The sequence below is a fragment of the Yoonia ponticola genome (assembly GCF_014199395.1).
Classification (GTDB): domain Bacteria; phylum Pseudomonadota; class Alphaproteobacteria; order Rhodobacterales; family Rhodobacteraceae; genus Yoonia; species Yoonia ponticola.
Genome location: NZ_JACIJM010000001.1, coordinates 44,716 through 62,479, shown reverse-complemented (window position 1 = coordinate 62,479; position 17,764 = coordinate 44,716). Strand labels below are relative to the sequence as shown.

Genomic DNA, 17,764 nt, shown 5'->3' with positions numbered 1-17,764 from the left:
CTTGTGGCGGGGTTTTTTTTGACCGTTTTTACCGCGGCAGCGGATTTGTGCCCTGCTTATACGGCAACCAATCCTCGATTTCGGGGTAATATTTCGCACGCCACGCCAAAACGCGCGGGTTCATGATGCGCCGCCAAATACGGGGTGACAAAGCGAACATTGTCATCAGTGGATAACCATATGGCAGTTGCGGCGCGTCATCGTCGTCGTAATTTTGCAGTAGCGGAAAGCGGCGGTTAGGCTTGTAATGATGGTCAGAATGCCGCTGTAGATTGATCAGTAACCAGTTGGACGCCTTGTGCGCCGCGTTCCATGAATGGCGCGGCAGGACGTGTTCATATTTCCCGTCGCCTAGGTGTTTTCGGGTCAGTCCGTAGTGTTCAACGTAGTTCACTAATTCAAGCTGAAAGACGGCCCAAAATGCTTGGGTTAGAAAGAGGAATACGCCCCACCAGCCGCCGATGATTGCGGCGACCACGACGAAAGTGACTTGTAGCGCCCAGTAGCGGAAGAACGGGTTGGATGGGGTAAACCAAGGCTTACCTTTGCGGGCCAGCATCGCCTTCTCTGCATTAAAAGCAGAGGCATAGCATTCATGCAGCACACGCGGGAAGAAGCGCCAGAAATGTTCGTTATAGCGTGCGGTGACTGGGTCTTTTGGTGTCGCGACATAGCGGTGATGGATCAAAAGATGCTCTGACCGGAAGTGCGAATAAAGGACCGATGCCAACAGGATATCCGCCAGCCAGCGTTCCAGCTTTGACTTTTGGTGCATCAATTCGTGGGAATAGTTAATCCCTACAGTGCCAGAGATAATCCCGAAGCCGGCAAATAGCACCCATTCTTCGACCCCATTCAAGCGGTCTGAATTCATCACATAGGCCATTAAGCCAAAGATTGTGACCAACTGAACAGGCGCCCAAATCAACGTAATCAATCGATACCAAAATAGATGTGCATCCGGCGTTTCAGGATCGGCGTTTTCGGTATTTAGCCCTGCAAAATAGTCCAAAAACGAGAACAGATACCATGTCGATAGCGGCAACAGCGCCAAGGTCCAGCCGCCATACATCGCGGAAATCACCGCGAGCGGGATCAATATCAGCGACAACCAGAATGGAAGTGCGGCGGTGATACGGGACATTGCAGGCAAGGCAGGAGCAGCGGTCATTACTATCTCACTATCGTTTAACTATTTTGATAACGTTAACGCGCCTTATTCTCAATTGTGGCGTCACGTCGCGGAATCAAATCGAACACTTTGCGCATCGCGGTTGGCAGTGCTGTAGGTGAAAATTCGTTGTGATTTACAAAATGCCCCCTGTCCGGCGATGTCGGGTTGGCGACATCTGCCGTCATGATTTTCAATCGCAAATGGAAGTGCGTGAACGTATGTCGAGCTTCGTATCCGCTATCGATCCATTCCGTGTCGATGGGCGGATCTGGCGTCGGATCGTCGGACCAATCGGAACTTGGGAACGCAAGCATTCCGCCCAATAATCCCTTTTCTGGTCGTGTTTCGAGCAACCATGCACCGTCATCGCGTCGCGCGACATAGACATAGCCTAACCGGATCGGTGTTTTCTTTTTCGGTGTCTTTTTCGGTAACTCAGCCGCAGTGCCAGCGACACGTGCAGCACAGGGATCGCGCCACGGGCATATCCCGCAGGCTGGATTTTTCGGTGTGCAGATCGTAGCACCCAAATCCATGACCGCTTGGGCGTAATCACCGGCGCGACCATTTGGCGTAAAGGTTTCCGCATATTGCATCAGCACAGGTTTGACGCCGGGCAGTGGGTCGTGAATGTCGTGCATCCGCGCCATCACCCGTTCGACGTTGCCATCCAGCACAGTTGCTTTGCGATTGAACGCAATGGATGCGACGGCGGCGGCGGTATAGGGACCGACGCCCGGTAAGGTTAACAGTGTGTCATAGCTATCAGGAAACGCGCCGCCGTGATCGTTTACCACGACACGCGCACATTTCAGCAAATTTCGCGCACGGGCGTAATACCCAAGCCCTGCCCAAGCGGCCATGACATCTGCATCTTCGGCTGCCGCCAAGTCATGAACGGTCGGCCAAATCGTGGTAAATTTGCGGAAATACTCCTTAACAGCCGCCACAGTCGTCTGCTGCAACATGACCTCTGACATCCAGATAAAGTACGGATCGGGTCGCTTGCCAGCCTTGCTATCAACTGGGTCCACACGCCACGGCATCGTGCGGGCGTTCACATCGTACCATGCGAGCAATTCTTCGCTGAGATCACGCAATGTTTATTGCTCCTGTCCTGTCGGGTCTGGCTTGGCGGGCCGCTTTGCTTACATTAGGTACAGAATGATGAAACAGCCACGCCATAAAGGATCAACCTACGGGTTTTCACGCGCATCTGGATTGATGCAGAACCGGATTCGCAAAGCCAGCGAAGCGCGCGGCTTTGCTGTGACCCGCCTTTTAACCCATTGGGCCGAGATTGTCGGCGAAGCGACGTCGAAAATCGCAACGCCTGTCAAGGTGAGTTACGGCAAAGGCGGCATGGGCGCGACCCTGTCGGTGCTGACCACTGGCGCAAATGCCCCGATGCTTGAGATGCAAAAAGACCAGATCCGCGAAAAGGTGAACGCCTGTTACGGCTACCGCGCGATTTCGCGGGTTAGGATCACACAGACCGCCCCTGTTGGATTTACCGATGGGCGCGTCGCGTTTGATGCGGTCGAAAAACAACGTCCCGAGCCCGCTCCTGCTATCAAGGCAGAGGCCAGCAAAATGTCCCATGATGTGACCAGCCCCGAATTGCGCGATGCTCTCGCTGCACTTGGGGCTAACGTCCTGTCAAAACACAAAAAACCCACTAAAGGATAACGAGATGAAACGTAGAGATCTTTTGAAAACAGGCAGTGCTGCCGTAGCCCTATCGGGTGGCTTTGGCACGCTTGCGCATGCCCAAGAAGAAACCACGATTGAAATCACTGATATGGTTCTGGGTGATGAGAACGCGCCGATTGAGATGATCGAATATGCGTCATTCACTTGCCCACACTGCGCAGCATTCCACGCCAATGTGTATCCAAAGCTGAAAGCGGATTACATCGACACCGGCAAAGTGAAATTTATCTACCGCGAAGTCTATTTTGACCGCTTTGGTCTTTGGGCGTCGATGATTGCGCGCTGCGCTGGCCAAGAACGTTTCTTTGGTTTGTCCAATCTCATCTACGAAAACCAACGCGATTGGGCCGCGAGCGGCGATCCAGCGATTGTGATCGAAGAACTGCGCAAACTGGCGAAAACCACTGGCCTGAACGACGCGGCACTAGACGCATGTATGTCTGATGCCGACCAAGCCGAAGCTTTAGTTGGCTGGTATCAGACCAACGCCGAACGCGACGAAGTGAATTCAACACCAAGCTTCCTGATCGACGGCGAAAAATTCGGCAATATGTCTTATGATGCATTCCAAGAAATCTTGGACGCGAAACTGGCTTAAGCCTTAGAGACCAATCTGACTGAGGGCCGCATCAAGTGGCCCCCAGTCGCTGACCTGTAGCCGCACGGGCAATGTCAGCACCTTGGCCCTGAACGCATCGGGCAAGCGCACTGCATCCTTTTCAGTCGTCACCAGCTGCGCGTTTTTCAAGCGGGCCTCGGTTTCGAGACGTGTCATCAATGCAGCGGTCAGCGGTTGATGATCCGACAGTGCTTCGCCGTGGATCAGGGTGACACCGAGATCACGCAGCGTTTGAAAGAACTTTTCCGGATGACCGATCCCTGCGAATGCCAACACGGGCAGTCCTTGCCACGGCATGCCCGTTGGCAGCGGCTCTAGCCGCCCTGTGATGTGGGATACAGGGATAGGCCACTGTTCTGCGAAGGCGTTTTGATCGTCTTCGGTTCCAATGGACAGGACAATATCAGCACGATTGAGGCCCGCATTAACAGGTTCCCGAAGCGGTCCCGCAGGAATGACCCGCCCGTTGCCAAAGCCGCGTTTGGCATCCACGACAATGATCGACAGGTCTTTCTGGACGCTAGGGTTTTGAAAACCGTCATCCAGAATAATCACGTCAGCACCAGCCTTTTGCGCGGCGGACACGCCAGCGGCACGGTCCTTCGAGACCCATGTTGGCGCGAAGGCTGCAAGCAACAACGGCTCGTCCCCGACTTGTTCGGCTTTGTGGGATGCGGGGTTCACTTGCGTCGGTCCCACTTCGCTGCCGCCGTATCCACGCGACACGATGTGCGGTGTATGCCCCCGCGCAATTAAACGTTCCGTCAACGCCATGGCGGTCGGCGTCTTGCCCGTTCCACCCGCGTTGATGTTGCCGATGCAAATGACTGGAACGGTCGCTTTGATGCCAGCCTGACGCACACGACGCGCCGTTGCCGCCGCGTAGAGTTGTGCAATCGGCATCAGCACCCGTGCTTGCCACGTCGGCGCGCTTCGCGGTGTGAACCAGAATAACGGCGCTTTCATATTACTGCTCTACCTTATCCAATTGCGCATGGATTGCTTCGGCCAAGCGGTTGGTCACATCAGCCCCGCGCGACGTCACGTCCCACGCGGCATGCACAATCCGAGCGGTTTTGTCAGGTGACAATAATGTTTCGACCATCTGCCCCAGTTCTGAAAATGATCTCAGCGATACGCAAGCGTCAGCCGTCGCCAGCCGTTGGATTTGCGATTCATACGGGCGCACGTTCGGTCCGTGCAGCACTGCGGACCCCAATGTCGCCGCCTCGAACGGATCACGGCACGGACCAGCAGACAGGCTGCCACCGAGGTACGTAATCGGTGCGACGCGATACCAAAGCCCTAATTCCCCTACGGTATCAGCGACATAAACTTGCGTCGCGGTGTCGGCCTCTTCATCGGCAGAGCGCAACGCGACGGTAAACCCTGCGTCACGCAATGCCTCAGCTGCCGCCGTTCCCTGTGACGGGTCACGTAGCGACACAATCAACAAAAGCCGATGCGCTCGCCTGCTGGCCTGATGGTGCGCCTTTGCGATTTGCGGGATTTCCAAAATGTCCGTGTCAGCCGCGAACCAGATGGATCGCGCTCCCAAGGTGGTCGCGATGTCCTGCCGTTCGCTTTCGAAATGCGGCAACGCTGACGGTGCGCTTTCTAGAGCGCCAAGCGTTTCGATGCTATTTGCGTCCGCTCCGGCCCGTATGAGCGTCGCGTTCACGTCGGCGTCCAGCGTCATAATTTTCACGAATTGCCGGAGCATTGCGCGTGTCAGGCCCGGCACCCAAGCCTTGACCGCCGGACGCGCGGTGTCTTTCGATGCACCGACGAGGATGCAAGGAATGTTGGCCTGTGCCAGTTCGAATACAGTGTTGGTGTCCAATGTCGGCACAAGCCAAAGTACTAAATCAGGCGTCCAGTGGTTCAAAAATGCCCGCACGTGCGCCCGACCAGTTGGGGTTTGAAGCACACCCTTTTGGGCAGTTGGTAACGTTGTGATCAGGTGGATTGGATCACCGTCCGCCTGCAACTGAAGCTCTAAATCGGACAAAGCATCCAATTGCGACGCGTGATGCCCGCGCACCCAAATCACGTTTCCAACTGGGCGCGGCGGCATATCAGCCAACGGGGTTCCCGCCCCGTCACCACCACGGCGAGAGAAATACGCCGCGAGCGAGAGCGAGGTGTCAGCCATTTGGTGTGTCCGTCTTAACCGAGTTCTTCAGTCGACGAAGCGGCCGTTTCTTCGTCCCGCAGGCGGTGCAGATGCGCAATGAAATAACGGGTATGCGCGTTATCAACGGTGCGATGCGCAGCCCCTTTCCAAGCGTCATAAGCCGTGGCGTAGTCTGGAAAGATGCCAACGATATCGATGTCATTCACGTCCGCAAATGCGCTTTTGGTTGGATCGATCAGTTCTCCGCCGAAAACAAGGTGAAGGCGTTGGGTCATGGGATGAACCTTTTGTTGTATGGTGCTGTTGGCGACAACTTAGGTGTTTGGCAGCCGCGCCTCAACAGTGGATGTGGCAAATGCGTCCCGCAATTTGGATGTGATCGGGCTGCCAGCGACGACCCCGTTCACCTGCGGATGTGGATTATTGAAACGCAAAGGTGCGCCGGTTTGGTCGGTGACGTCGCCGCCGGCTTCTGCGACGATCAACGCGCCTGCAGCGATATCCCATTCCCACGACGGTCGTATGATCATCATCGCGTCGAAACGCCCCTGCGCCGCAAGCGAAAGGCGGTAGGCCAGCGACGATCTGAATTTACGCGTGACACCGATTGGGGGCGCGCCTGCCGCCCAAATCTCATCCGCAAAACTGGCTTTGTTGGACAGGACCGTTGCCCCGTCGAGGTCAGTCTTTTGCGACACTTTAATCGGTTCGCCGTTTAGGAATGCGCCGCCGCCATGCGATGCCGTATACATTAAGTCACGCATTGGCAGATACACGACTGCGCATGTCACCAGCCCGTCTTCGAGAACAGCCAAAGCATGCGCCCAATCGCGTGATCCGTCGATAAAGGCGCGGGTGCCGTCAATGGGATCGACGATGAACTGGCGCTGCCTCTCCAGCCGCGCCATGTCGTCTTCGGTTTCTTCGGACAACCAGCCGTAGTCGGGCCGCGCAGTTTGCAAATCGCTGGCCATCAGTTCGTTTACGGCCAAATCGGCTTCGGTCACAGGCCCAGCCCCGCCGCCTTTTTCCCACACTTTGGGGGCCACATCGACAAAACCCCGAGCGATTTCACCCGACGCTTTTGCGGTTGCGATCAAAAGATCTAGATCAGTCCCCTGCAAGGGTCAGCCCCTCGATCAAAATCGACGGAACAACATGGCTCAGATGTGCACGTGCGTCATTCGCTGGGATCATCCGCAACAGCATGTCGCGCAGATTGCCCGCGACAGTGCATTCATTCACGGGATAGGTGATTTCACCATTTTCAACCCAGAAACCAGCAGCCCCACGGGAATAATCACCGGTGTTGGGGTTCACGGTTGAGCCGATCATCGACGTGATCAACAGGCCCGTTCCCATGTCGCGGATCAGGTCAGCACGGCTTTTGTCGCCTTGCGTCAAAGCAAGGTTCGACAGGCTAGGCGATGGCGGTGCAGACGTCCCGCGTGACGCATTTGCCGTGCTGTCCATGCCAAGTTTGCGGGCATTGGCGAGATCTAAAGTCCAGCCCGTCAGCATCCCATCGTCGATGATTGCGCGGCGCTGTGTCGCTAAACCTTCGGCGTCAAACATGCGCGACGAAAAGGCGCGTGGCCGGCGTGGGTCTTCGATCAGGGAAATGCCTTTGGGCAGAACCTGTTCGCCCAGCGCATCGCGCAGCCAGCTAGAGCCACGTGCAATCGCGGCACCGTTTACGGCTTGGCTGATGTGGCCAACAAGACTACTGGAAATGCGTTCATCGAACAACACAGGGTAGCTGCCGGTTTTGGGTTTGCGGGCACCCATACGTTCAACTGCACGTGCGGCGGCCTGACGGCCAATGTCCTCGGCATCGCGCATATCTGCTTGGAAAATACGGCTATCGTAGTCGTAGTCGCGTTCCATCTGCGCACCAGTGCCGCTGATTGCGACGCAGGACAAACCACGGTCGCTACGCTCGTATCCGCCGGAAAATCCGTTGGACGCCGCAAGGTGAATGCGGCGGCGGCTGTAACCAGCAGAGGCGGATTGAACTTGGCTGATGTCTTTGTTTTGTAGTGCTGCGGCTTCGGCGCGGGCTGCGTCGTCTTGCAATTGGGCCGGATCGGGTTCGTCCGTTGGATCGAACATTTCCAATCCGCTGCTGTCGCGATCCACGGCCAGTTGTGCGGCATCAGCCAAACCCGCATGCGGGTCTTCGGGCGCTTCGCGGGCCATCGCAACGGCGCGTTCTGCCATTTGTTCCAAGGTCGCAGTTTTCGCGTCCGATGACGACACGCACGCCTGTCGCTGCCCAACAAACACACGCATCCCGACGTCCACGCCTTCGGAGCGTTCCGCCTTTTCCAAGGCCCCGCCCCGCACATCAATCGACACCGAAGTGCCGTCAACGGCAATCGCATCGACGGCGTCTGCGCCTGCCTTTTTGGCAATGGCGATCATCTGTTCTGTAAGGGAGGAGAGCGTCTGGGTCATGTGTGCCTACTATAATAAGTCGTAACACAGGTATGCGGCGGGTTGCCCCGCCGCAAGGGGCGCTTAGCGCATACGTTGGCCGTTCACCATGACATGACCTTCTTCGTTCACGTCCAGACGCGATTCAAATGAATCCTCGCCAGTGGATTTTGCGATAAAGCCCATGCCGAGACGCGCCATGCCAGCCTGCTCCTCGGGGATCACACCAAACGCGACCAAACGGTCGATCAACGCGTTTGCACCAGTTACGTTCAGGATTGCGCTGCCTTCTGGACGCGGGAAACCGCCAAAGGTTGCGGTGTCCGCGTTATCAAGCAGGAACGATCCGGTCGCCAAGGCGCTTGCCCCGATGGCCGCAACAGAGATTTCGTTGATTGTCAGCGTTTCCAGGCTGATCGGCGGCTCGGCTTGATCCATTTGCGCCTCAAGGGTCGCAAAGTTCAGCGCGTCGATTTCAGAGATTACAGTACCAGCAAGGTCGATGTTGATCGACGCCGGATCGCGTGGCAATTCGGCGTTCGGATCGAACAAGCCCCACAGGTCTTCGCTGATCTCAAGGTCGGTCAGGTCAAGACGCAATGCGACGTCTTGTGCGTCTTCGCTCGGCAACAGTGGGAATTTGTAACCGCCCGCGATAGCGCCGATGCTGCCAGCCATTGGGAATGGAAACAGCTCTGGGATCAGCATTTTAAAGTCGACGCTTTCGCCTTCAGCGAACAGGTCAAAGCCAGCTTCATCAATCGAAAAGCGGCTGGTTGTACGGCCAGACGTCTGTGTTTGCTCGGAAATGATGTCGCCATCGATCGTCGTTACAGTCTCGCTAGAGCTGCCTTCGCCTTCTGCTGTGCCGCGCAAGTACGCGCCAGCGGTCAGTGCGGCAGACAAGTTCATCACGTCTGAACCACCAGCAGGAAGTGCTGTTTCAAACGATGTCTCATTTGCGCCAAAGCGGCCAGTGTTGCTCATCACGGCGCCTTCTGGGTCGTTAAGCACATAGGCGATGTCAGCGGCACCCGTTGTCAGATCGGTCGTGGTTGTAATCAGATCGCCAGTCACGACATGCGACGTCGATGTATAACCTTCGCCCTCTGCAAGGAAGGTAAAGTCGACTTCAGCATCGGGCGCATCGATATCTTTGACTTCGATGGTCACGCCATCGGCGGATTGCACGAACGTCATGTCGTCAGGCACGCCAGAAACGGAGCCTTGGTAGTTATCTTGCGAAATGCTGAGCGTCAGGGCACCGGACCCTTCGGACGGCGCATCAAATTCGAAACGCACATCAATCGTTTCGGGGTAGGAAATAGTAACTGTGCCGTCGGATTCGTCTGTCATGCGCATTTCTGGCAGGCCAATCCGCAGCGTCGCCGCACCAAATGGGAAGCGGTACAGCAATGCCGCATCACTCACGAGCGTATCAGCGCCATCAGCAGCCGGCGTGCCGATGACTTGTGCGCCAGTGGCTTCGTAAGACGCGGAATATGTCGCCCAAACATCCGCAGCCGTGACATCAGCCGCTGCCGTGTGCGCGAGCAGTGCCGATGCGGATAAGACGGTCGTTCCAAAAAGAGTACGGCGAAGCATTATATTTCCTTCATTTAACAATAGAAAAGGCGCGACGGTTGCCCATCGCGCCCCCTGTTTCGCGCATCTTACTGGATACGTTGACCGTTGGCCATAATGTGGCCCTGCTCATTGATCTCAATTTTCGATGTCAACTCGTCGTCGCCAGTTGGCGTGGTGAACATGCCCATGAACATACGGCCCATTGTCGCCTGTTCTGCTGGCAAGAGCCCCATGCTGACAGCGGTATCGATCAGCGCATTTGCGCCTTTGATATCGATGTTCACTTCACCTTCAGGGCGCGGCAAACCGTTGAACGTTTCAAGGTCTGTATTGTCGAATGTAAAGTCACCCACACCCGTGATTTCCGCCCCAGCGGCAGCCAAGCGCAGACCGATCAGTTGCAAACTGTTCAATTCACCCGGCGTTTCGCCATAGGCCATTGCTTCGGCTTGTTCGGGATCCAAAAGGTTAAAGAACAACTTAGCCAGCCCCGCGACTTCGATTTCGGCTGAGATCGGATCACGTGGAATGGCGCTGGCCGGATCAACCATGTTCCAGATGTCGTCGCTGACTGTGACGTCGGTCAGTGCGAACTTCAAACCAAATTCTTCCGGCTCTTCCGAGCTGGCCACTGGCGTATGAAAGCTGATTTCGGCCTGATCCCACGCAAAATCGACTGGGAACGGAAGGTCCGGCATTTGTGCGCTGACGTTCAAACCATCGAATGTGAACCCGTAGCCTAGACGTTCTGGATCAACATTGGCGTTGAACCCACCTTCGCCAAGCTGAACCGTTGCGGTGCCCGCTTCGCCGTCAGCGTTGAAATCAATGAGGAAACCGCCACTGGCGTAGTTCATCGCGCCGTCAAAGCCAAAACCGTTCACGAACCATGTTTCCGGATTTTCGGTATCCATGTCTTCTGGCACGATCATGTCGCCAGCGAATGAAAGAGCGTCCAGTTTACCACTGACCAGAACGTATCCGTCGCCGCCCGGCTCTTTGATATCGACCAACATATCCACGTTGTCAGCTGACAATTCGTAGGTCAGCGTGTCGACTTCGCCTTTCTCAGAGACATATGTCCCTGCCACGCCGTTTGCTTTCACAAAAACGTCGCCGTCGATCTCGTCGCTGTCACCCTTGAATTCAGCGACGCGGATCGTGTAGCTGTCCGCAGTCACGTCATAGTTCAGGTTCTCGGGGTCACCGCTGACCATGATCGCCATATTTTCTTGGGCAACTTCAAGGTCGGCTACAAAATCATCTTCGATGTTCACGGCGATCAAATAGCTAGCCGGAACGGTCACGGATACAGTGCCGTCGCCGTTTTCAGTGAAGGTGAGCGCATCCATCTGCGTGGTCACGCTGCTGTATTCATCATCCATCGACAGGCTAAGATCGCGCACGGTCAGTGTATCGCCGTCCATGTCTTCGGACCCGATCGTCACACCATCTGAACCATAAAGTTCGAGACTTTTCTGCCAGTCCGCCCACACGTCAGCCGCTGTAACATCGGCGATTGCAGCCGTAGAGGTAAAAAGCGCTGCCACACAAACAGCACTGCGAAGTGCTAGAACATCTTTCATAAGAAGACCTTTCAAAATTTTCTGATGATACCTTCCTACTGCTTGCGCTGATGTGCAAGGTCGGGAATTCTAGACTAGCAAGCATTGGCCGGAATACTTAGGGAGCGACTATGAACGATCAAACGTTACGCGGAAAAACGGTTCTTATCACAGGTGCCAGTCGTGGTATTGGCGCGGCTGCGGCCCACGCCTTTGCGGATGCTGGGGCGAATGTTGTCTTAGCGGCAAGAAGTCGCACCGAGATAGAGGCAATCGCCAGCGGCATCGGGGATCGCGCCTTGGCGGTTGAATGCGACGTGTCCGATCCGGTGGCAGTGGAAGCCGCTGTCAGCACGACGATTGCGCATTTTGGCGCGATTGACGTCTTTGTCGGCAACGCAGGCACAATCGACCCTATTTCCAATCTATCCGAAGCCAACCCCGATGCGTTTTCCAAAGCCATCGACGTGAATTTCAAAGGCGTGTTTTACGGCATGCGGGCTGCATTACCGCCGATGATCGCCCAACGGTCTGGAACGATTATCACCGTGTCGTCCGGTGCGGCACATAATCCGGTGCTGGGATGGTCCGCGTATTGCTCATCCAAAGCGGGCGCTTACATGCTGACCCGTACCGCTGATCTGGAAAATCGCGACCACGGCATTCGGGTTCTTGGCCTATCACCGGGAACAGTGGCGACCCAAATGCAGCGCGAGATCAAGGCGTCGGGCGTCAATGCGGTGTCAGAGTTAGACTGGTCCGATCACATCCCGCCAAAATGGGCCGCCAAAGCCTTGGTCTGGATGTGCGGCGACGCAGCAGATCCGCATTTAGGCGCGGATGTATCGTTACGAGACGACGATATTCGCCGTCAGATTGGCCTGATATGATCGACTATAGCTTTGACGATCACCTGTCTGTCATCACGATCAATCGTCCAGAAAAAGCAAACGCGCTGACGGGTGATATGCTGCGCGCACTCATTGATGCGGTCGATAAGGCTCGCGAGTCGCGCGCTGTGGTTTTAACCGGCATTGGCAAAATCTTTAGCGCGGGTGCATCGCTCGACGAGGTGAAAACTGGACTAGCCACTGATCCTGTGTGGGAAATCCTGTCGCAAAAGATCGCGGACCTGTCCGGCCTGACGATATGTGCGTTGAACGGAACCTTGGCGGGCGGTGCATTTGGCATGGCCTTGGCTTGTGATCTGCGGATTGCTGTGCCGGACGCCAAGTTCTTCTATCCCGTGCTCAAGATGGGCGTTTATCCGCAACCGTCTGATCCCGCCCGCATGAAAGCGTTGATCGGCCCGTCGCGGACAAAAATGATCCTGCTGAGTGCGCAGAAGATACAGAGTGACGCAGCACTACGGTGGGGTTTGATCGACGAGATCGTAGCACCGGACACTCTGATGGACCGCGCAAACGCGCTTGCGGAGACGGCCCGTGCCACGACATTGCCCCTTGTCCGTGGCGTCAAGGCTGCGATCACGGGCTGAAGCTTGCCACGCAAAGCAAATCGGGGCAAAAGCGCATCGTGAACCGGAGGCGCTTATGGATCCGCAAGTTATTTTAGAACAAGTTTTAGGTTATGTTGATCAAGGCGTCGCGCTGGCAAAGGACTGGCTGTTGTCGCCTGCCGCTTGGTCGCAGTTTGGCCTGTTGATCGCGTCGTACCTGCTTGCCCGCATCGTCAATCGCATATTAACGCCCAAACTTGCAGGCCTGCTGACACCCGCCGCCGACAACACCAACGCCCTAGCCAAGGCGCGACGGTTCTTACTGAACCTTTTGCCGTTACTCTTGCCATTACTCGCTTACGCGTTCACCGCGATGGGCGAAGCTGTCGTAACGGCGATGTTCGGCGCAGGTCCGGTGATTGGTTTTGGTAAACGGGTATTCCTGTTCCTCGCGATCCGCGCCTTTGCCAAGGACATTTTGACCGACTCGTTCCTGCACGTCTTGGGCAAATTCATTCTGATACCTGCTGGCGCGCTTTATGCGCTTGGTGTTCTGGAGCCTGTCGTCGTCCTGTTGGGCGAAGCGCGGGTCAGCGTCGGTAATATCGCCTTTAGCGCCTTGGCGCTTGTGCGCGGCTTGATCGCTGGATCGTTGCTGTTTTGGCTGGGCCATTGGTCAAACAGCCAATCGTCCGCGTTTCTTGACCGTCAGGAAATGCGCCCAGCAATCCGTCAATTGACCGTCAAAACCGCAGAATTTGCCATTTTCGGTTTCGCCTTCTTGTTGTTGATGAACATTATGGGCATCGATCTTGGCTCGCTTGCGGTCTTGGGTGGTGCAATTGGTGTGGGTCTTGGTTTTGGCCTGCAAAAGATCGCGTCGAACTTTATCTCGGGCGTGATTTTGCTGGTCGAAGGACAGGCGACTGTTGGCGACTATGTCGAACTGGACGGTGGCGAAGCGGGCACAATTATCAAGATGACCGCCCGCGCCACGTTTTTGGAAACCTTTGATGGTCGCTGGATCGTGGTCCCGAACGAAGATTTCATCACGACCCGCGTGGTTAACTATTCAGACAGCGGGTCGGCGAACCGGTTAGAAGTCTTGTTCTCTGTTAGCTACGACACCGATATCAATAAAGTCCCAGACCTGATCCAAGCGGCAGTCGCAGCCCATCCGAACGTACTAAGTGCGCCGGAAGAACCAGACTGCGAATTGCGCGGATTTGGCGACAGCGGCATCGATTTTGCCGTCGAGTTTTGGGTCGAAGGTATTGACGACGGGCCGAACAAATACGCCTCCGATATTCTATTTGTTGTTTGGAACACCCTCAAAGCCAACGACATCGAAATCCCATATCCGCACCGCGTCGTGGAAATTAAAGGTCATTTACCAACATGAGCCAAGCTTTGATCATTGGCGGCGGACCCGCTGGACTAATGGCCGCCGATGTTTTGTCGCAAGCAGCCCACGACGTCACGATTTGCGATGCAATGCCGTCGATAGGCCGCAAATTTCTGATGGCGGGCAAGTCCGGTTTGAACCTGACCAAAGACGAACCGCTGGACGCCTTTATCGCCCGTTTTGGCACGATACACCCGACGCTAGAGGCCGCGCTGCGAGGCTTTAGCCCTGTCGAGGTGATGGCGTGGGCCGAAGACTTAGAGCAGGCGATTTTCACCGGATCGACCGGGCGGGTGTTTCCCAAGGCGATGAAGGCGTCGCCGCTCTTGCGCGCTTGGTTGAAACGGTTGCGGGCGGCAAACGTCACCTTTAATCCACGCTGGCGTTGGACTGGCTTTGATGGCGCCGCGAGCCAATTCGACACGCCCGACGGCCTGCAGACAATTAGCCCCGACGTCACCGTCCTCGCCATGGGTGGCGCGAGTTGGGCCAAGCTGGGATCAACCGGCGCGTGGACCGCGCAGTTCGATAGCGTCGCGCCATTCAAACCCGCGAACATGGGCTTTCAGGTCGCTTGGTCGGATCACATGATGCCTTTCTTTGGGCAGCCAGTCAAAGCCACGGCGCTGTACGCGGGCCGCAGATCTTCGCGGGGCGAATGGGTGATTTCTCGTAATGGCATCGAAGGCGGCGGCGTCTATGACCTTTCTGCAGCGGTACGCGACGGTGCGATCTTGCATGTCGACTTGTTCCCTGATTTGACGGCAGATGCTGTATTGGCCCGCGCCAAGAAACGGCGCAGTAAGCAGAGCTTTTCACAGTTTATCAAAAAGTCGTTACGCCTTTCGCCAATCAAAGCGGCGCTGTTTCAAGAGTTCACACGCGATCTAGACCTCAGCGATGCGGTGCGGATTGCCGAGCTGTTGAAATCCCTACCCGTACCAGTGTCGGAACCGATGCCGATGGACGGTGCAATTTCGACGGCGGGCGGATTACGGATCGGCGCGCTTGATACGCGCTTTATGGTGAAGGACACGCCGGGCGTGTTCGCGGCTGGCGAAATGCTGGATTGGGAAGCACCAACAGGCGGTTACCTGATCAACGGCTGCCTCGCGACAGGATATGCGGCGGGACATGGCGCGTTGGCTTGGCTTTCCACGTCGCGGTAAGCGAATCCGCTAGAATCGCTATTGCCTCAATTCGGCTAGGTGCAGCCCCACGGATTCGCAAAACACGGAAAAACGCGCGTTTTCAGCGGGAATCGCGACCATTCAGGGTCAAATTTGTGCATTTTTGGTTCCATGGCGAACGCCCGTTTGGGGCAAACTGTTGCGCAGCCGCATCGGTTTTCAGCTTTTGTGCAAGACCACGCCAAGACGAAATTCAGCGTCGCGAGGCAGCTCTTGCGTCATACCACCTGACGCGAAGCCCCCGATTCACCAATAAAAATAGGCTCGTGAGGCTGACTGCCGTCTCGTCATGCGCTGAGATGTGTGGCAAAATGCTGCATCGGGCGGATTTCTGCGCAAAAAGAAACTCTTGGGTCCGACGCCCAAAACATTTAACCCCTTGAGTTACACGAGCACGGTGGATAGAAAACCTGTGATCGTCCACAAAGTGCATTTATTTGGAGTACCGACATGCGCCTCACAACTACTCTCGCTGCCGCAGCTGCTATTGCTGTTTCCGGTGTTGCTGCTAACGCTGGCGGCTTGGCCCCAGTAATCCCAGAAGCACCAGTTGTCATCGTTGACACACCTGCTCCTGCTGGTTCAATCAACTCCGGTTACATCGTGCTTGGCCTTTTGGCTGCACTCGTAGCTGCATCCGCTTCTTTCTAATCTAACGATTAGATTTAAGTTTAAAGGGCTAGCTACGGCTAGCCCTTTTTCATTTTTTAGAAGAAGGAAACTCAATATGCGCTCTTTGAAAGTTCTCGCCGCTGCTGCGGTTTTGGCAACATCCGCTGCAGCAGTTAACGCTGGCGGCCTTGCTCCGGTTCCAGCTCCTGCACCAGTTGTAATCCCACAGGCACCTGCACCAGCACCTGCTGGCTCAGTTAACTCTGGCTACATCGTGCTTGGCCTGCTGGCCGCATTGGTTGCAGCATCTGCATCATTCTAAGCTCAACCGCTTAGTCACGAACGAAAAGGGGCCAACATTTGTTGGCCCCTTTTTGCGTTTATTGATTGTTAACGTCGCGCCATCATCGCCAAGCGGATCAGCACCCGCTCCATCAATGCACGATCCGGCGTTGCACCAGCTGACCGCATTTGTAGGTCGACGTCGGTCAAAGCGGTTAACGCCCGCTCAAGTCGGTCACGGCCCCAGTTGCTGGCTTGCCGCACGATTTTGTCACGACGCGGGCCAAAGACCGGCGGGCGCAACCGCCCTACCCCGGCCGCAGCGCCGCCCGGATCAGACGCAGCTGCGTGCAGTTGCCGGAAATGGCGCATCGCACCGATGCATAGCGTGACAGGTGCGACGCCCTGCGCATAGAGGTCGCGCAAGACCGGTCCCAGCTTGTCCGCCTGCCCTGTAGCGACGACCTCAAGCACGTCGTCCACGTCGACTTCTGCGGATTGCGGCGCGTTTGCCATGACGTCTTCGATGCTTAGCGGCGTGGTGTCCCCACGTTTATACAGTCCGACTTTTTCAATCGTTTGCCGAAAATCGCCAGGCTCTAGCGATCCGGCGAGCGCAAACAAGGCGTCCATAACATCGCGGCCCTGCACTTCGAGCCCCGCATCGCGCAACGATTGTTCGATGTCGTCGCGGCTAGGTGGATCATCATAGATGCCGATACACATCGCATTGCGATGCGCCTCGAACACCTTGCGCAAAGCGGATTTCGCGGTGAGCTGTCCTGCAGTGACCACAACCTGCGCATCGCCGGACTGCCAATCCCGCAGTGCAGCATCGATGACTTTGGCAATGGTGTCAGTCGCATCCTCGACAAATGCAACGCGATGGCCGGGGAAAAATCCTTGGGCCTTGATCGCATCATTCAGGATCGCGGGGTCTTTGCGTAAATCGGCACCCGGAATGCGGGTCAGGCGCATTTCCTCGTCACCCTTGGGCCCAACGAGCGCAGCGATTGCTTCCTGCCGCTTGCCAGCGACCCGCATCGGGTCCGCACCAAAGATTAACATCCCAGTGTGGGTTTTATCGGGGTTGCGAAAATAGCCGTTTGCCGCTGCCCCAGCGAGTTTCATAGCGCGGCCCCTAGTAGAACCACCCGCCGGGCGATCAAGTCCGCCAAAGCCACGCCAAGGCGTGCCTGAGCGTCATTTTCCGCCGCCTGCGTCGCCACTGTAGAGCCTGTTGCTGAATAACTGGTAAACGTCTGCTCCAACCCCGTCGCGATCTGTACGCCGGATAGGTCGGTTAATGTCCACGTCGCATTGCCAGTCAGGTTATAGCGCGTGCTATCCCCGTCCTCTGTGATCGTCGCAGAGACCGAACCGACCTGAGGTTCGACATTCAAGGTAAATTTGGCGGCAGTCACGGGGCCAAAGACCTCGGTCAACCGCGCGTTCATGCGGTAGCCGATCACGCTTTGCGGCGTTTGGAACGTGACTGCATTCTGCCATTGCTCGCCCACACCATCTGGCCCGTAAGCTGGAGCGAGCCCGCAACTGGTTAAAGCCAAAAACGCCCCCAAGAGCA

The 17,764-nt window shown here is 56.2% G+C and carries 19 protein-coding genes; 8 read left to right on the top strand and 11 right to left on the bottom strand.

Annotated features, from left to right (window positions below):
* Window positions 1-28: 28 nt before the first annotated feature.
* Window positions 29-1,171: an alkane 1-monooxygenase gene (locus FHS72_RS00300; RefSeq protein ID WP_183523830.1), complete on the bottom strand. Its 1,143-nt coding sequence runs from the start codon at window positions 1,169-1,171 to the stop codon at window positions 29-31.
* Between the two features lie 35 nt (window positions 1,172-1,206).
* Window positions 1,207-2,220 (bottom strand): A/G-specific adenine glycosylase, encoded by a 1,014-nt coding sequence (locus FHS72_RS00295; RefSeq protein WP_246414429.1) that lies wholly within the window; start codon window positions 2,218-2,220, stop codon window positions 1,207-1,209.
* 121 nt (window positions 2,221-2,341) lie between these two features.
* Between FHS72_RS00295 and FHS72_RS00290 the strand changes: the two genes are divergently transcribed.
* Both FHS72_RS00290 and FHS72_RS00285 read left to right on the top strand, forming a co-directional pair.
* Window positions 2,342-2,863, top strand: a complete 522-nt coding sequence (locus FHS72_RS00290) for a DUF721 domain-containing protein (RefSeq protein WP_183523824.1) — start codon at window positions 2,342-2,344, stop codon at window positions 2,861-2,863.
* A 4-nt stretch (window positions 2,864-2,867) separates the two neighbouring features.
* Window positions 2,868-3,485, top strand: coding sequence for a DsbA family protein (locus FHS72_RS00285; protein ID WP_183523821.1), 618 nt, complete (start codon window positions 2,868-2,870; stop codon window positions 3,483-3,485).
* 3 nt (window positions 3,486-3,488) lie between these two features.
* Here the strand turns inward: FHS72_RS00285 and lpxK are convergent, their stop codons facing one another.
* From lpxK to FHS72_RS00250, 7 genes are all read right to left on the bottom strand, one after another.
* Complete coding sequence (lpxK, locus tag FHS72_RS00280; RefSeq protein WP_183523818.1) at window positions 3,489-4,472, bottom strand: tetraacyldisaccharide 4'-kinase; 984 nt, start codon at window positions 4,470-4,472, stop codon at window positions 3,489-3,491.
* A gap of 1 nt (window position 4,473) precedes the next feature.
* Entirely contained in the window at window positions 4,474-5,661 is a 1,188-nt protein-coding gene (locus FHS72_RS00275) for a 3-deoxy-D-manno-octulosonic acid transferase (RefSeq protein ID WP_183523815.1), read from the bottom strand.
* 14 nt (window positions 5,662-5,675) lie between these two features.
* Window positions 5,676-5,918, bottom strand: a complete 243-nt coding sequence (locus FHS72_RS00270; RefSeq protein ID WP_183523812.1) for a DUF4170 domain-containing protein — start codon at window positions 5,916-5,918, stop codon at window positions 5,676-5,678.
* 39 nt (window positions 5,919-5,957) lie between these two features.
* Window positions 5,958-6,767 (bottom strand): inositol monophosphatase family protein, encoded by an 810-nt coding sequence (locus FHS72_RS00265; protein ID WP_183523808.1) that lies wholly within the window; start codon window positions 6,765-6,767, stop codon window positions 5,958-5,960.
* Window positions 6,754-8,100: a TldD/PmbA family protein gene (locus tag FHS72_RS00260; RefSeq protein ID WP_183523806.1), complete on the bottom strand. Its 1,347-nt coding sequence runs from the start codon at window positions 8,098-8,100 to the stop codon at window positions 6,754-6,756. The genes FHS72_RS00265 and FHS72_RS00260 overlap by 14 nt, the downstream gene beginning before the upstream one ends.
* 63 nt (window positions 8,101-8,163) lie before the next feature.
* A complete protein-coding gene (locus FHS72_RS00255) occupies window positions 8,164-9,684 on the bottom strand; it encodes a DUF2125 domain-containing protein (protein ID WP_183523804.1) in 1,521 nt (506 codons plus the stop codon).
* Window positions 9,685-9,752: 68 nt separating this feature from the next.
* Window positions 9,753-11,252: a DUF2125 domain-containing protein gene (locus tag FHS72_RS00250; RefSeq protein ID WP_183523802.1), complete on the bottom strand. Its 1,500-nt coding sequence runs from the start codon at window positions 11,250-11,252 to the stop codon at window positions 9,753-9,755.
* Window positions 11,253-11,362: 110 nt separating this feature from the next.
* Between FHS72_RS00250 and FHS72_RS00245 the strand changes: the two genes are divergently transcribed.
* The 6 genes from FHS72_RS00245 to FHS72_RS00220 all read left to right on the top strand — a co-directional run bounded on the left by FHS72_RS00245 (window position 11,363) and on the right by FHS72_RS00220 (window position 16,219).
* Window positions 11,363-12,121 carry an SDR family oxidoreductase gene (locus FHS72_RS00245; protein ID WP_183523800.1) on the top strand — a complete coding sequence of 253 codons (759 nt, stop codon included), beginning with the start codon at window positions 11,363-11,365 and terminating at the stop codon, window positions 12,119-12,121.
* Window positions 12,118-12,729 carry an enoyl-CoA hydratase/isomerase family protein gene (locus FHS72_RS00240; RefSeq protein WP_183523798.1) on the top strand — a complete coding sequence of 204 codons (612 nt, stop codon included), beginning with the start codon at window positions 12,118-12,120 and terminating at the stop codon, window positions 12,727-12,729. The genes FHS72_RS00245 and FHS72_RS00240 overlap by 4 nt, the downstream gene beginning before the upstream one ends.
* Before the next feature lie 55 nt (window positions 12,730-12,784).
* Entirely contained in the window at window positions 12,785-14,092 is a 1,308-nt protein-coding gene (locus tag FHS72_RS00235; RefSeq protein ID WP_183523796.1) for a mechanosensitive ion channel family protein, read from the top strand.
* Window positions 14,089-15,264 carry a TIGR03862 family flavoprotein gene (locus FHS72_RS00230; RefSeq protein ID WP_183523793.1) on the top strand — a complete coding sequence of 392 codons (1,176 nt, stop codon included), beginning with the start codon at window positions 14,089-14,091 and terminating at the stop codon, window positions 15,262-15,264. Before FHS72_RS00235 ends, FHS72_RS00230 begins: the two co-directional genes overlap by 4 nt.
* 471 nt (window positions 15,265-15,735) lie before the next feature.
* Window positions 15,736-15,936, top strand: coding sequence for a hypothetical protein (locus FHS72_RS00225; RefSeq protein ID WP_183523790.1), 201 nt, complete (start codon window positions 15,736-15,738; stop codon window positions 15,934-15,936).
* 76 nt (window positions 15,937-16,012) lie between these two features.
* Window positions 16,013-16,219 carry a hypothetical protein gene (locus FHS72_RS00220; RefSeq protein ID WP_183523787.1) on the top strand — a complete coding sequence of 69 codons (207 nt, stop codon included), beginning with the start codon at window positions 16,013-16,015 and terminating at the stop codon, window positions 16,217-16,219.
* A gap of 68 nt (window positions 16,220-16,287) precedes the next feature.
* On the opposite strand, the gene holA is transcribed toward FHS72_RS00220, so the two are convergent.
* Together holA and lptE are read right to left on the bottom strand one after the other, a co-directional pair.
* Window positions 16,288-17,310, bottom strand: a complete 1,023-nt coding sequence (gene holA, locus FHS72_RS00215; protein WP_183523784.1) for a DNA polymerase III subunit delta — start codon at window positions 17,308-17,310, stop codon at window positions 16,288-16,290.
* Window positions 17,307-17,747 (bottom strand): LPS assembly lipoprotein LptE, encoded by a 441-nt coding sequence (gene lptE / locus FHS72_RS00210; RefSeq protein WP_246414400.1) that lies wholly within the window; start codon window positions 17,745-17,747, stop codon window positions 17,307-17,309. Before lptE ends, holA begins: the two co-directional genes overlap by 4 nt.
* Between the last annotated feature and the right edge of the window lie 17 nt (window positions 17,748-17,764).

Coding starts and splice junctions, on each gene's coding strand:
- FHS72_RS00300 (WP_183523830.1), bottom strand. CDS start 1,171: ATGACCGCTGCTCCTGCCTTGCCTGCAATGTCCCGTATCACCGCCGCA.
- FHS72_RS00295 (WP_246414429.1), bottom strand. CDS start 2,220: ATGCCGTGGCGTGTGGACCCAGTTGATAGCAAGGCTGGCAAGCGACCC.
- FHS72_RS00290 (WP_183523824.1), top strand. CDS start 2,342: ATGAAACAGCCACGCCATAAAGGATCAACCTACGGGTTTTCACGCGCA.
- FHS72_RS00285 (WP_183523821.1), top strand. CDS start 2,868: ATGAAACGTAGAGATCTTTTGAAAACAGGCAGTGCTGCCGTAGCCCTA.
- lpxK (WP_183523818.1), bottom strand. CDS start 4,472: ATGAAAGCGCCGTTATTCTGGTTCACACCGCGAAGCGCGCCGACGTGG.
- FHS72_RS00275 (WP_183523815.1), bottom strand. CDS start 5,661: ATGGCTGACACCTCGCTCTCGCTCGCGGCGTATTTCTCTCGCCGTGGT.
- FHS72_RS00270 (WP_183523812.1), bottom strand. CDS start 5,918: ATGACCCAACGCCTTCACCTTGTTTTCGGCGGAGAACTGATCGATCCA.
- FHS72_RS00260 (WP_183523806.1), bottom strand. CDS start 8,100: ATGACCCAGACGCTCTCCTCCCTTACAGAACAGATGATCGCCATTGCC.
- FHS72_RS00255 (WP_183523804.1), bottom strand. CDS start 9,684: ATGCTTCGCCGTACTCTTTTTGGAACGACCGTCTTATCCGCATCGGCA.
- FHS72_RS00250 (WP_183523802.1), bottom strand. CDS start 11,252: ATGAAAGATGTTCTAGCACTTCGCAGTGCTGTTTGTGTGGCAGCGCTT.
- FHS72_RS00245 (WP_183523800.1), top strand. CDS start 11,363: ATGAACGATCAAACGTTACGCGGAAAAACGGTTCTTATCACAGGTGCC.
- FHS72_RS00240 (WP_183523798.1), top strand. CDS start 12,118: ATGATCGACTATAGCTTTGACGATCACCTGTCTGTCATCACGATCAAT.
- FHS72_RS00235 (WP_183523796.1), top strand. CDS start 12,785: ATGGATCCGCAAGTTATTTTAGAACAAGTTTTAGGTTATGTTGATCAA.
- FHS72_RS00230 (WP_183523793.1), top strand. CDS start 14,089: ATGAGCCAAGCTTTGATCATTGGCGGCGGACCCGCTGGACTAATGGCC.
- FHS72_RS00225 (WP_183523790.1), top strand. CDS start 15,736: ATGCGCCTCACAACTACTCTCGCTGCCGCAGCTGCTATTGCTGTTTCC.
- FHS72_RS00220 (WP_183523787.1), top strand. CDS start 16,013: ATGCGCTCTTTGAAAGTTCTCGCCGCTGCTGCGGTTTTGGCAACATCC.
- holA (WP_183523784.1), bottom strand. CDS start 17,310: ATGAAACTCGCTGGGGCAGCGGCAAACGGCTATTTTCGCAACCCCGAT.